We start from the raw sequence: 14,071 nt of genomic DNA, 5'->3' as shown, positions 1-14,071 counted from the left end.
GTCGACGAGCATGCCGCGCACGTGGCCGGCTTCGTCGCCAAGAATCTTGGCCGGGTTCTGCAGAACGCAGAATTCGACACCCTCTTCCTGGGCATGGAGAACTTCTTCCTTACGGGCCGGGAGTTCGTTCATGCTGCGGCGGTAAATGATGCGGACCTTTTCGGCACCCAAGCGGAGAGCCATACGGGCAGCGTCCATAGCGACGTTACCACCACCGAGAACGACCACGTTCTTACCGGGCCACATCGGAGTATCGGCATGTTCCTTGTCGTAGGCGCGCATGAGGTTCGCGCGGGTGAGGTATTCGTTAGCGGCGAACACACCGACCAGGTTTTCACCTTCGATGTTCATGAAGAGCGGGAGGCCAGCACCGGTACCGACGAACACGGCATCGTAGCCATCCTTTTCAATCAGGTCCTTGAGCTTGCGGGTACGACCGATGACAAAATTTGTCTCGAACTTCACGCCCATGGCAGCAAGGGATTCAATTTCGTTGTCCACGATCTTCTTCGGGAGACGGAATTCAGGAATACCGTAGCGGACCACGCCACCGAGCTTGTGGAAAGCTTCGAAGATGGTCACGTCGTGGCCTTCGCGGCGCACGTCGGCAGCGACGACCAAGCCGGCAGGACCGGAACCGATCACGGCAACCTTCTTGCCAGTAGCAGGCTTCACGGCCGGCACAGAGGCGCCACCGTTGTTGCGTTCGTAGTCGGCAGCAAAGCGTTCCAGGCGGCCGATAGCCACAGCCTGGTTCACGTCCTTGTGCATCTTGCCCATGGTGCAGTTCATCTGGCACTGGCGTTCCTGCGGGCAAACACGGCCGCAGATTGCCGGGAGCAAGCTGGTTTCCTTAATCTTGGCGATAGCGGCCTTGAAGTCACCTTCGGCAATCTTCGCGATGAAGGCCGGAATGTCGATGTGCACGGGGCAGCTCTCGACGCAGAACGGCTTCTTACAGGCGAGGCAGCGGTTGGCTTCCACGATAGCCTGAGCTTCGGTGTAACCCTGAGCCACTTCTTCCATCACGCGGGCACGGTAGCTGGGTTCGAGCTGCGGCATGGGCTGTGCCGGAATGGCGGTCTTGTCCTTGGGCTTGAGCGGCTTCGGGAGGGCGTTAATCTTTTCAAGTTCCACCTTGGCGGCGGCGTCCAACTGTTCACGAGTCAAATGTTCAGACATTACTTGCTCTCCTTGGCCTTTGCGTCAGCCATCTTATCAATGTTGCACTTGTGGCCGTCGTTGGCACCGAAGCGGTGCAAGGCTTCCTGTTCCTGGGGCTTGAAGGCGCCCATACGCTGGAGCATGTTGTTCCAGTCGACTTCGTGGCCGTCGAATTCCGGACCGTCGACGCAGACGAACTTGGTCTTGCCACCGATAGTCACGCGGCAGCCACCGCACATGCCGGTCCCGTCCACCATGATGCTGTTGAGGCTCACGACGGTCTTCACGCCGTAGGGCTTGGTGGTGAGGGCGCAGAACTTCATCATGATCGGAGGACCGATAGCGATGACCATGTCCGGCTTGCCCTTGGTGTCTTCGCAAAGTTCCTTCAGCGGTTCGGTCACGAGACCCTTGCGGCCATAAGAACCGTCGTCGGTCATGAAGATGATGTTGTCGGCGAGAGCGGTCATTTCGTCCTTCATGAGGAAGAGGCTTTCGTTACGGGCACCCATGATGATGGTGACCTTGTTGCCTGCAGCCTTGAGGGCCTGAACAATCGGGTGCATCGGGGCGATACCCACGCCACCGCACACGCAGACCACGTGGCCAAAATTCTCGATGTGGGTCGGAGAGCCGAGCGGGCCCACGAGCACCGGAATATCGTCACCGACTTCGAACTTGGAGAGTTCGGTGGTGGTCTTACCGACGGTCTGGAAAATCAGGGTGATGGAGCCTTCAGTCGTGTCGGCATCGGCGATGGTGAGAGGCACGCGTTCGCCGTTGTCCTTGTTCGTCTGGAGGATGATAAACTGGCCGGCCTTACGCTCTTGGGCGATCAGCGGGGCCTCGACGCGGAATTGGAATACCGCAGGAGATAACTGCTTTTTAAAGAGAATTTTTGCCATAGTGGGCTGAAAAATAGAAAAAAGGCACCCCAAACGAGGTTACCTTTTTAATAAAAACATACTCCATTTGGACCGATTCGGCCCGAAAAGGAGATGCCGGGTCAAGCCCGGCATGACATTTCAGGCTAGAAGTAGATGAATCCGCCGAAGCTTACGAACACGCCTTCGCCATTGAAGATGGACTTGGTGTCGGTAAAGAAGGAATCACCGAAGGCAAATTCGCAGGCGGCCCAATCCTTGTACTGGTAGCGCAGTCCCATCGAGGCCTCCACCTTGTCGGCGAGCGATTCCTTAAGGGTCACCTTTTCGCCAGGAGCGTCCTTGTTCAAATAGCGGAAAGCTTTCCAAGTATAGCTCGCTTCGCCAAAGAGCATCAGCGATTCACCCAGAAGGACTTCGCCTAAAATATTGGGAGAAAGTGTCAGCATCGTCGTGAACAGCGAAGCCTCTATCCTTTTTTCCGATGTCGTATCACGCATGTCCAGCTTGTCATAGATGGTGGTAGGCACGGCCGCATTTACACCCATATAGACATTGGCGTAACTGGCACGGAGGGCAGGAGTTCCGTAGTTAAACACCGGGACAATGGACACTTTCGAAGTTAGGGAGTCGCCGATCAAGGAACCTCCCCTTTCAAGTTCGTCTTCATGACGTTGGAACGCAATTCCCGCAGACCAGAAGTGCTTGCTTGCTGACGGACCATCGGTCACGATCAACGACGCGTCGATGTCGCGGTAGCGCTGTTCCGTCTTGGGCCCCTTCGTGGGTTCGACATTCGTTTCTCTTGCATAAGTAGTCCAGTCACCAGCCAAGGTCACAACATAGCCACCCAGCGTCTTGGACAAGGTAAGTCCCCAATCGTCGCCTTCAACAGTTTCCTTAATTTCAGCACCCTTCACGTCTCTTTTAATTTGTCCTAAACCCAGACGGGCTTCGACAGCAAAGCTCGGCGTTGCATAGCCCGCCGTAGCTCGGCCCAATTCGCCGGAAATGTCCATCGCGCCAAAGAAGCTACCCAGCGAAAAAGCTCCCATTTCGCCCGAAGGCTCAACGTAGAAGAACTTGTTGAAAGCCATCTTGGTCAGGCGCTTGTTCAAAAGGTAGTTCACGTTGTCGGGAGCCGCTTCGTTTTCGACGCGGTTGTAGGCATTACCATGAAGCATGGTAAAAGGAGTCTTCGGAGGACCTTGGCGAACAGCGGCTTCCGGAGACTGCACCGGTGAAGGCGCTGGCGCCGGTGCAGAAGTTTCCGCTGCAGGGGCAGCTTCTTGAGCAACGGTCAATGCAGCAGCCGCCATTACAAAAGCAAGGGTCTTTTTCAAGTTCATACGATTATCTTCTTTTACGGTTCCAATCAATGCATCATATCGCAGATTTCCTGACCGATGAATCCATTCTGGATGGTCGTCATCAAAATCTTTTGTTCTATTTCATCAGGCGGATTGTTGGGACCCTTGAACGGGGCTTCCCCATTATTTTCGGCAATGTCGTTCAACAGGCACTCACCCAGGGCCGCATGCAGGGCTAGACTTGCATCGATATACTTCAGGTGCGTGGGCTCTTCGAGCATAAAGTTCAGCGGAGCCTTTCCGTTGAGCACCCTGGACTGAGGCACCCTTTCGCCGAATTCATCTTCGACACCCATGTTGGCAACGACAAGATGCTCGTTCGCAAGAATCGCCGATACCGCAGGCGCCGTGAGCGCATGCTTCACACCCGTCGCCGTGACGAGAAAATCGGCACCGGCAATTGCCTCGGTCAATACAGAATCGTCCAGGTAGTCCACGATGCGAACGCCATTGTTTATGAGCACCGCACTGAAATCCGTAGGCGAGTTACAAAGCTTCGTGTTCGTCACCGTACACACTTCCATGCCCCGGCGCACGCCCTGGAGCGCAATGCCGCAACCGACCTTGCCGCTACCAAACACGACCAGCTTCTTGCCTTCGAAGTCGCCGTAGCCGAGCTTTTCAAGTCCACGAAAACAGCCGTCACCCGTACCAAGAACCGTCTCGATACGCTTCACGATACCGCTGTCCGCCACATAGACCGGGTGCTCCGACTTTTCGAAGAACTGCACCCCGCTGCGCGTGAGTTCCACGAAACCCACTCTCGGATGACAAAAAGAGAACTGACCTGCGCAATCAAGGATCAGATCGAAGTCTTCGGCGACCTTGCCGCTACGGACATCTTCATCTGAAATCACAGGGATTCCACTCTGCCGGACAAGCTCGACAATCTTCAGGTCACACGGCATAGCCGCCCCCAAAGTTCCTAGGGAACGCCCCACCCAAAGTTCTGCACCGCCTGCGACCAGCGTACGGTACTGCACCAGCGTGTTGCGAAAAATCGGCGTTGCAGCAAGAACCTTCAAGCCAGCAAAAGGACGCATCTCTGTCCAGAGATCCGCTAGCAGCGACATCGCAGGGTATTCGCGGGGATCGTAGCTTTCGCCAATGATTTCAGAAAAGACCATAACGTTCAATTTAAAAAAATCTTTCCATCTGCAAGCAGGCGCACCTGAATAGGAGAATGAAATATTCTATCTTTACGAGCAGAATTCTTAAACGGAAAGGTACTGTGGAAGAAAAGAAGAAAATACTGGTGATGGTCGCAAGCCCGAAAAAAGAACGCAGCGGGACACTGATCCCGACCAAGGCGTTTGTGCAGGGACTCGAAGAAAGCGGCCAGTACGAATCCGAATACCTTTTTATAGACAAGTTGAATATCAAGCCCTGCCGCGGGTGCTTAAGTTGCTGGGGTCGTGAAGACGGCAGCTGCTTCATAAAGGACGACGATGTGCCCTGGGTGCGCGAAAAGCTCACGAATGCAGACATTGTCATCTGGAGCTTTCCGCTATTCCTTTTCAGCATTCCGGGACAAATGAAAGTCCTCATGGACCGCATCGTGGGCATGGTCCACCCCTACATGGGCCAGAAGCTTAAAGAAGGCGCCACCGCCATGAACTCGCACCTGCATGGGCTGCAGTTCCAGAAAGAAGGCCAGAAGATCATTCTGCTTTCGAGCTGCGCCTGGATGGACCTGGACGTGGTCTACGAACCAATCCGCAAGCAGTTCGACATAATCCTCGGGCACGAAGGCTACACGCTCATTGCAGCCCCGCAGATGCGCGCACTCGACCACCGCGGCGGGCCCCGCCGCCTGAACATGCTGCGCGAAAAGTTCCGCAAGGGCGGCGCGGAACTTGCCACCACCGGGCATATTTCGCAGGAAACAATCGACCTGATGCAAAAGCCGATTTTCAGCGACGAGGCCTACGAGACGCTGGTCGTGGAATTCGTGACGCACATGTTCGACCGCGACGACAATTTCTAGTCGTCGATTTCCTCTTCGCTGCTGCTGGAATATTCTTCGTCGCTGTCACTAGACAGAGCGCTATCGCTAGATTCGGAGCCTACGCTGTCGCTCGACTCGACACTTTCGCTACTGCTACTCTCGACACTTACAGCACTAGAATGACCGCAATAGGGATTATCCGGTTCATCACACGCATCGCGTGAAAGCATCTGGTAGCAGCGAATAGGAGCCGCCACCGTTTTAGATTTCATAACGGTGTGACGACCACCATCAACCGACATAAAGCCCATGTGGGCCGTTGTCTTTTCCTGATTCATGGGCGACCACCAGTTGAACGTTTCGCCAACTTCTACGAACTGGCCGTCTTCATAGCGACCGTTGGGAAGCGCCGCAAAACCGACCGTATCAATGCAGACATCACTATCCCAGCCTTTCAGAGCACACAAATGCTTCCCTCGGAATCCACGGAATAACATATTTTGCCATTCACGGTAAATCACATAAACTTTCCACCCTTCGGGGCACAGGCCCTGCGTGGAATAGAAATCTACACGGGGGGAAAACACATAAGTTTCTTCGCTATAGCTGGGAGGCACGTTAAAGGCCGCGGTCCAAGTGTAATAGCGCCCGTACTTTGAACAGGAATCCAAGCTATTCTCGTAGCACCAAGTCTGCCCTACCAAGTTAGGGTTACTCACCGAGTCCGAATAATTCAGGTTTTCGGCCATGACCCTGAAGTTTCCTTCGTATTCAAGATACTTGTACACATGCCCATCACGCTTGTCTACAAGTTCCTTATAGGTAACATCCGGATTCAGGTACTGCCACGCCAGGTGCTTTTCGACATAGGGGGCAGAGCTGGAGCTTTCGACAGAAGACGACGACTTTTCGGAAGACGAACTTAACTTGAGAGAACTCGACGATTCCTCTGAGGAAGAAGACTCGACTACCTGAGAACTGGATAATTCCAGCGGTTCCGGGGAAGAACTTGAATCGTCGCCACAGGAAATCAGCAGACCGCCCAGGCAAAACAAAGACAACAGTTTGCGCATAACCTAACGCTCCTTTTGGAGAAATATAATAATAGAAAGACCTCCGCAGAGCGGAGGCCTTTCGTAAAAGCAGATTCGCAGATTAGCGCTTGCTGAACTGGAAGTGCTTACGAGCCTTCTTGCGGCCGAACTTCTTACGTTCAACGGCACGAGAGTCGCGAGTCATGAGGCCTTCCTTCTTGAGGGCGGGCTTGACTTCGGCGTCGTTAGCAACCAGTGCGCGGGCAATGCCAAGACGGACAGCGCCCATCTGGCCAGCGATGCCACCGCCACGAGCGGTGACTTCGACGTCCCATTCTTCCGCGTTGCCGAGGATGGCGAACGGGAGGTTAGCGATCATGTTCTGCACTTCAGAATGGAAGTAATCCTTGAAATCACGACCATTGATAGTGCGCTTGCCGGAACCCGGCTTCAGGATCACAGCGGCGATGGCGTTCTTGCGGCGGCCAGTACCACGGTAGATCTTCTTGTTCTTTGCGGTAGCGATAGAGGTATCCTCCGTTCTTAAAGTTCTACAACTTCAGGTTTCTGCGCAGCGTGCGGATGTTCGGCGCCGGCATAGATTTTGAGTTTCTTGATCATCTTGTGACCAAGGGCGCTGTGCGGGAGCATGCCCCAGATGGCAGCTTCGAGCGGTGCAGTCGGGTGCTTTGCCAAGAGGTCGGCAAAGTTAATCCAGCGTTCACCGGCAATGTGACCGGTGTGGTGGAAGTACTGCTTCTGCAAAGCCTTGTTGCCGGTAACAGCAACTTTTTCAGCGTTGATCACGACCACGAAGTCGCCAGTGTCGACGTTCGGGGAGAAGATGGCCTTGTGCTTGCCCATCAGAAGCTTTGCAACTTCAGAGGCAACGCGACCCATAGGCTTATCGGCGGCGTCCACAAGCTTCCACTTGCGTTCGACGTTCTTCGGGTTTACCGTAATGGTCTTCATGTAAATCCTTTATTAGTTATTCCGGGGCCGAGTTGCCCCGTGAAATGCTGCGCTAAATTTAGAAGAATAATTTAGGATTTGCAAGGGTAAAAAAGTACGATTTTTTAAAAATCCGCATAAATTCCGGCCTTTTCACTCTATCAATTAATACAATCATAACAATTGATATAAATAATTCCACACTTTTTGATACCTTTGACTAGTATATCAGCCGCATTTCGTCTACGACAAGAAGCGCGCCCTTGGTCCCCTTATAATGGTTTCCGTCGGCACTCGACGCAAATACCACACGCACATGCGTCACCGGCTCGTCGCCCGTCCCCTGCACAAGGCCATTGTTGATAGCCGACTTGTTCGAAGACTGAAGCTCCATGTTGAAGGTCGAGGAGTTTTCAATCGGGGATCCTTCGAGAGGCTCACCGTACTTGAGCTTCAGGCGGAGCGTGCGCATGCCGTTTTCGTCCGGCTCCGAGACGCTCACCACATCCGGATTCTCGCGACCGGAATTGTCATCCTTGGTGGAACGGAACCAGGCAGACGCCACCAGCGTATTGACATCGGTAGACTTGCGGTTCACATTCTTATTACCTGTGCGGTTCTCGAGCAGAATATAGATGTCGCAGCTGTCGCCCTTGCCGGTGTAGCTGAACTTGACCTCCATGAACTCGGGCCTTGCCGCAAAGGGCTTGCCAAAGTCCAGTAATTCATTGCCATCGGGCCAGGTCGAAGCGTTCGCCATCGAAAGCGTGCCCACACCGTTCGGGTTGAAGTCCGCCGTGTACAGGCTTCCACTCGCAACCTTTCCAAGAACAGAAGTCGTCTGAATCTGGGCGCCAATCATCGAACCCGAAGTCATCTTTTCAGTCGTCGTCACGATCGTGTTGGCGTTGCCCCAGATGGAATCCGGCAAGACATCGTTGCCTTTCCAGGAATTGAAATTTTCACCCGGCAGCTGGTAGCCCGCCTTGACCAGGTAGGTAACGCTTTCATCGGCGTCGTTTGCGACCGTCACCTGAACTCCCATGCCAAAGTCGTAGGACTCGCCCACCGAGACATCTGCCGAAGCCCCGTCCGAAAGCTCCATAGCCGACAGTTCAAGCGAAGAGAGGTCCACTAGGTACCCCAGGTCGTCCACATGGATGGACTTCGTCTCTTCATCGACGACAGCCTCCTTCCCTGCAATAGAAAGGGAAAGGATTTGCGGAGCGACGGCGTCCGGATTCTCTGACTTAGAAGAACTGCTTGCAGGCTTGTCGTCTGAGCCGGAATCTTCCTTGGAACTGCTCGACTTGCCGGACTTTGTAGAGCTGCTGGAATTGCCGCCTGCGGAACTACTCGACTTAGAATCCTTCTCCTTCGCGCTCGACTTGCCATCCGCCGAACCATCCGACTTTCCCGAAGAACTGCTCGCCGGTTCCACGTTCGGGATGTTGAAGGTCCACTGCCAAATGGACTTTTTCCCGCTTTCCGAAACGACCACCACGTAAATTACGTGACTAGGCGGTACCTGAATCTTTCCGCCTTCATCGATCGCCTTCTTGGAGACCTTCACGGTCTCTGCAAGGGAATCGAGTTCCAGGGAATCCGTCGGGAATTCCGAAATCTCGCTTTCCACCAGGTAGAGTTTTGCAAAGTGGCTGATGTCAATGTCCTCGATGGTCACCGAGTCCCAGGTATCAAGCGAATCTGGAACCTCCAACAAGTCAAATTCAATGCGGTGCGCATCGGAATAAATGGCTGGCGAGCCGTCCTGCTCTTCGACCGAAACTTCGTTCAGCGCACGGTAATCCGATGTTCCGAAGGTGTCGTAGTCGGAGGTGCAAGCCCCGAGGACAATCGCAAACGCAAGGAAAATCCACTTTTTCATCATAATCATCCCCACCTTCTAGAAGAAATAAACCAGCGAAAAGTCAAGCGCGAGCAGGTTTATCTTGAAGTTCACGATGTTGTACGAAACTTCGCTACGGGACTCATCGTTTTCCTCGATGTCCAACATCGAGGAACTTAGCCCGAGAAGCCCCACCGAAGTTTCAAAGGCCAGGCGGTCAAGCACCATGATGCAGAGGCCCGGATTGATGCCAAAGTTAAAACTCCACCCATGGTTTTTCGTCTTGGACATGTCTTCGCCGTCATCCGTCTGCGAAATACCATAGGAGTACTCCACCTTGAGCGAAGTCTCGTTGAAAAAGTAGATCGTTCTCGAATCGAAAACTTTCAGGTAGTTCTTGAGGAACGGCTGCACAAAGAAACCGTTGCTCACATACTTGCGGTGTTCCTTGACATCTGCGATTTCTTCAAGAATCGAAAAGTCGACATCGACATAAGTGCGGCTGTAGCCTACACGGGCACCAAGCGCCATCGCGTCGCGGATGAAGTAGCCGCAGAAGCCCTCCGCCGTAAACGTGTAGCCTTCGGCCTTGTAAATGTCTCCAAAGATGATGTTCAGTGCATCTTCATCGGATGCCCCCTGCAGCAAGAACAAGGTCGCCCCCGTCAGAAAATTTCCACGGTGAATGGCTTCGTCCTTTTCGACCGCAAAGAGATTTCCGAGCAGGCCGCCCTTTTCCGGAGGCTTTGCAGGGGCCTGCGCAAGGGTATCACCAGGCGCATTCGCAAATGAGAGCGATGCAGACAAGCATAAAAGAAGCACATATATGATTCGCAACATCATAGAATCAATATAATAAAGTTCCGCCGGTACCTGCCACAGCAAAGGCATGATGCGCTCCGAGAACGCGACAAAAAAAACAAACGGACCCCGGAATTTTTGTTCCAGGGTCCCTTATTTAACGTGTGAAGCTACAAGAAGGAGATTTACTCAACTCCTTATCTGGCAACACGGACAGACTGCATCTGGCCGGTGGTGCGGCTGCGCAGGTAGTAAATTCCCGAAGCCTTCACGTCGCTCGAGTTCTTGAGAATATCCTTGGCCGCTTCAAAGCCGTAGGCCGTGAGCACACCCATGTGAACACCGTTCTGGTCGAACACGTAGTAGTCCTGACGGGAGTTGTTGTCGAATTTAACGGTCTGGGCAATCGGAGCTATGCCCGAGCCTTCGATCTGGAACCAGTCAACATCGATATAGCCCTTGGCCACTTCCATGGTGAGGATCTGTTCACCTTTTTCGAGCGTAATTGCACCAGATACTTCATCAAAGGAAGTCCAGGAACTGCCCGTGTATTTCAGCGTATCCGATACAACCTTGTCACCGACCTTGAATACCACAGCTCCATCGCCATCTGCAGCAACATTTGCTTTTAATTTAAATGTTCCACCAGCAGCAGCATTTATTGTATACTGGAAATAGTTTCCCGTAGGGTTGCAACCGAGAACAAGGCCGCCGTTCTTTTCGCCAATCTTTACAGACGTGCCTTTTCTATATTCCGTATTCCAGGTATCGTCGCAATCACCAGACACTGAATACGAATTATTGCCTTTGCCCTTACCCGGGATATCAAAGTCTTCCGCTTCAATCTTGCCGGACAAGTCAAAAGCCTTGCCCTTGAACGGAGTCTGCGGTTCAGGTTCCACCGGAGTCAATTCGCCCGTGGGAAGTCCCGTGGAATTGAGACCCTTGTTCGAAGCGAGATACTCCTTGAGCCAGGTCATGGCCGGACGGTCCTTGCCATCCTTGATAATACCAGATGTACCGTCATTCCACGTTGCTCCGTAGATATAGCCCCAAATGGTGATGCCCGCGATATTTTCATTTTCCATGAAGTAGGAAATCTGTTCCTGATAGCACTTCTTCTGGACATTGTCATCGTTTGTGAAAATATCGTATTCACTGATAAATAGCGGAATCTGGGTCTTGTTCCAAATGTCTTCGATGGTACTCTTCAGGGTGCTGATGTTCAAGCAGGAGCCGCCGCCACCGGTACCGCCATTGCCACCGCCCTGGGTCATCATGTCGTGTGCCTGCAAGCCGTAGGCATCCACCGGAGCCCCCGCCTTCTTCAGTTTCTGAATGAGGTCGATACCTTCATTTTTCTGCCATTGCACCGTGTTGTAGTCGTTATAGATAAGGATTGCATCCGGCCAACGTTCGCGGGCCATTCTGAACGCCTCGGCAACGAATTCGTAGTTGCCCTTATCACCGCCGAGGGCGGCAATAATGTTGTTGTTGCCCTGAGGACCATAGTTGGAATGGTACTTGCCATCACTTGTCTTGATCGCTTCGTTCACCACGTCGATCATTTCGAGATCGGGGTAATGCTGCTTGACGGCATCCATCCAGGCGGTAATCGCCTTCTTGGTTTCGTCAGCACTGAGACCATTCAGCCAGTTTGGGTACTGGGAACCCCACACGAGAGCATGAAACTTGAAGTGTCCGCCGTTGTCCTTTGCCCAGTTATAGGCAGCATCACAACCACCCCAGTTGAATTTGCCGCGAGAGCCTTCGATAGAGGCCCACTTACATTCGTTTTCTGCTGTAATCTGGTTCCACAACTGCGTAAAATCGCTACGAACCTGGCTACGAGTTGTAATGTTACCGACGAACTTGGCTGCTCCGTCGGCTAGTCCTGGGCCTGCAAAAGAGAAGGTTGACATCGCAAATGCGACTGCAGCAACCTTCGTTGCTGTAGAGATTATCTTTTTCATAATCCGCATCCTTTTTGAGTTTTATCCCAAAACCTCTATAAATATAATCCATAATATGCGTTATAGCATGTAAAAATAAATTTATTCATAATGGCTAGTCCTCTTTTTTCGTCAAAAAAAACAAGCCCCGGTGCATTCGCCCCGGGACCCGTTGTTTGGTGTATTGAGTATGTGTAATTCCTGGAAACTACCTTGCGATGCGTACAGACTGCATCTGGCCCGTGGTACGGCTGCGCAGGTAGTAAATGCCCGAGCTCTTCACGGCGCTGGAGGACTTGAGGCTTTCGGCAGCGGCCTTGAAGCCGTAGGCGCTAAGCAATCCCAGACGCACACCCTGCTGGTCGAACACGTAGTAGTCCTGAAGGGCGTTCTTGTCGAAATGGATGTCAGCGATTGCGTCCGTTCCCGGTTCGACAATCGGTTCGGGGTCGGTCGCATTCGCGCCCTTCACGAGAGTGATGTAGTCGATATCGAACCAAGCGCCCGTCACCGTCATGCGGAGGATGTGCTTACCCGCTGAGAGCGTCACATTGGCAGAAACCTTGTTGTAGTCGTCATAATTTTCTTCGCCGGACTTCGCCGCAGGAACGCTGATGACTTCGGTGAGTTCCTTTTCGTCCAGAGAGAACTGGAGGCTGGAAGTGTTGCCCGCGGCAGCCACGGCGGCAAAAAGGGTATACTCGCCCGCTTCCGACACATTGATGGTGTATTCGAGCCAGTCGCCTTCGTTGTTGTAGCCCACGATAATGCCGGTCGCCTTCTTGTAGAGGTCCACACCAGTGCCGTCGCGGTAGTCGCTATCGCCGTGGTTTTCGCTATCCGCTTCGCTATAAGAGTTGTTTGTCGTTCCATCGGAATTACGGCCCTTGCCTGGAATGTCGAAGTCTTCGGCCTCGATCTTGCCCGGCACAGCAAACGGCTGGCCCTTAAACGGAACCTGCGGTTCGGGTTCTACAGGCGTGATGGAGCCCGTCGTGTTCTTACCCTTGTCGAGATTCTTGGCAAAGTAATCTTCGAGCCACACCATGGCGGCACGCTTACGGCCATCCTTTTCCATGATGCCGGTATTGGCAGCCCAGGTCGCACCGTTGATGTAACCCCAGATGGTGATGCCTCCAATCCATTCGGTTTCCCACATAAAGGGAATCTGGTTGGCATAGTCGTTCTTTTGCTTGTTGTCATCGGCTTCGCCGATATCGTATTCCGAGATGAGCAGCGGAAGCCCCGTTTCGTTATGAATCTTGGTGAGCTTGCTTTCGAAATCGGACTTGCTCATGCCCTTGCAGTCGTGCGCCTGCTGGCCGTAGAAGTCGATCGGGGCGCCATTCTTGAGAAGCGTCTGGATCATTTCGATGCCTTCGTTCATCTGCCAGGAGAGCGTATTATAGTCATTGTAGATGAGCTTCGCATGCGGCCAGCGTTCGCGGGCCATCACAAAAGCGGTCTTGACGAAGTCGTACTGGTGCTTGCCATTCACCACGCGGTCACCGCCAAGGGCGTCGATAATGTAGGTACCGCCACAGCTCGGGTCATCCGTGCTGATGCCTTCGGCGCCGTTTGCGGGCTTGTTGTAGCCGGAATGGTAGTTGTTGCCCGCCCAAATCGCTTCGTTCACCACGTCGATGTATTCGAGGTCCGGGAACTTGGCGGCCACGGCGTCGAACCACTCGGTGATATACTGCTTGGTCTTTTCGACGGTAATGCCAGGGTTCTTGGCCGTGCAGAGGAAGTCGGGCTTCTGGGAGCCCCAGATGAGGGCGTGGAATTTGAAGTGTCGTTCACCCGGTTTTTCCTTGGCCCACTTGTAGCCGTTTTCGCAGCTGTCGAAACCGTTGAAGTTGAATTTGCTCTTTCCGCTGTTGTCAACGGAATGGATGGTGCCCCACTTACAGCCGTTTTCGTTCGTAATCTGGTTCCAGTAAGTGCCCATATCTGAGCGAATCTGGCTGCTTGTAGTGATATTGCCAAGGAACTTTGCTCCACCATCGGCAAGGGCTGCGTTCGCAATGGAGGCAAGGCCCACGATAGAGAAGAAGGTAAGAGAGAGAGAAAGCTTTTTCATACACCACATCCTTTTTTGTTTTACATTCAAAAAAT

12 protein-coding genes are annotated in these 14,071 nt (G+C 53.1%); 1 reads left to right on the top strand and 11 read right to left on the bottom strand.

The features are described from left to right. The 4 genes from gltA to ACKI61_RS06100 form a co-directional block, all read right to left on the bottom strand. Positions 1-1,182 (bottom strand): NADPH-dependent glutamate synthase (gene gltA / locus ACKI61_RS06115; RefSeq protein ID WP_407456876.1); only part of this gene is annotated, 1,182 nt, incomplete at its 3' end. Then, entirely contained in the window at positions 1,182-2,069 is an 888-nt protein-coding gene (locus ACKI61_RS06110) for a sulfide/dihydroorotate dehydrogenase-like FAD/NAD-binding protein (RefSeq protein WP_407456875.1), read from the bottom strand. The genes gltA and ACKI61_RS06110, both read right to left, overlap by 1 nt. Before the next feature lie 125 nt (positions 2,070-2,194). Next, a complete protein-coding gene (locus tag ACKI61_RS06105) occupies positions 2,195-3,397 on the bottom strand; it encodes a hypothetical protein (RefSeq protein WP_407456874.1) in 1,203 nt (400 codons plus the stop codon). Positions 3,398-3,423: 26 nt separating this feature from the next. Further along, positions 3,424-4,545 carry an adenosylhomocysteinase gene (locus ACKI61_RS06100; protein WP_407456873.1) on the bottom strand — a complete coding sequence of 374 codons (1,122 nt, stop codon included), beginning with the start codon at positions 4,543-4,545 and terminating at the stop codon, positions 3,424-3,426. A gap of 56 nt (positions 4,546-4,601) precedes the next feature. On the opposite strand from ACKI61_RS06100, the gene ACKI61_RS06095 reads away from it, so the two are divergent. After that, complete coding sequence (locus ACKI61_RS06095) at positions 4,602-5,405, top strand: flavodoxin family protein (protein ID WP_407456872.1); 804 nt, start codon at positions 4,602-4,604, stop codon at positions 5,403-5,405. Here the strand turns inward: ACKI61_RS06095 and ACKI61_RS06090 are convergent. The 7 genes from ACKI61_RS06090 to ACKI61_RS06060 all read right to left on the bottom strand — a co-directional run bounded on the left by ACKI61_RS06090 (position 5,402) and on the right by ACKI61_RS06060 (position 14,036). Further along, a complete protein-coding gene (locus tag ACKI61_RS06090) occupies positions 5,402-6,439 on the bottom strand; it encodes an FISUMP domain-containing protein (RefSeq protein ID WP_407456871.1) in 1,038 nt (345 codons plus the stop codon). The two genes, ACKI61_RS06095 and ACKI61_RS06090, sit on opposite strands and share 4 nt — an antisense overlap. 82 nt (positions 6,440-6,521) lie before the next feature. Continuing rightward, a complete protein-coding gene (gene rpsI / locus ACKI61_RS06085) occupies positions 6,522-6,902 on the bottom strand; it encodes a 30S ribosomal protein S9 (protein ID WP_199220953.1) in 381 nt (126 codons plus the stop codon). Between the two features lie 41 nt (positions 6,903-6,943). Continuing rightward, positions 6,944-7,372, bottom strand: a complete 429-nt coding sequence (gene rplM, locus ACKI61_RS06080; RefSeq protein ID WP_073055384.1) for a 50S ribosomal protein L13 — start codon at positions 7,370-7,372, stop codon at positions 6,944-6,946. 199 nt (positions 7,373-7,571) lie between these two features. After that, positions 7,572-9,242, bottom strand: a complete 1,671-nt coding sequence (locus ACKI61_RS06075) for a PCMD domain-containing protein (protein ID WP_407456870.1) — start codon at positions 9,240-9,242, stop codon at positions 7,572-7,574. A 15-nt stretch (positions 9,243-9,257) separates the two neighbouring features. Continuing rightward, a complete protein-coding gene (locus ACKI61_RS06070) occupies positions 9,258-10,043 on the bottom strand; it encodes a hypothetical protein (RefSeq protein ID WP_407456869.1) in 786 nt (261 codons plus the stop codon). 155 nt (positions 10,044-10,198) lie between these two features. After that, positions 10,199-11,974, bottom strand: coding sequence for an endo-1,4-beta-xylanase (locus tag ACKI61_RS06065; protein ID WP_407456868.1), 1,776 nt, complete (start codon positions 11,972-11,974; stop codon positions 10,199-10,201). A gap of 187 nt (positions 11,975-12,161) precedes the next feature. Then, positions 12,162-14,036, bottom strand: a complete 1,875-nt coding sequence (locus ACKI61_RS06060) for an endo-1,4-beta-xylanase (protein WP_407456867.1) — start codon at positions 14,034-14,036, stop codon at positions 12,162-12,164. Positions 14,037-14,071 lie beyond the last annotated feature (35 nt).

Source organism: Fibrobacter sp. (genome assembly GCF_045601785.1).
In the GTDB taxonomy this organism is placed as follows: domain Bacteria; phylum Fibrobacterota; class Fibrobacteria; order Fibrobacterales; family Fibrobacteraceae; genus Fibrobacter.
This window is presented reverse-complemented; position numbering and strand designations above follow the sequence as displayed.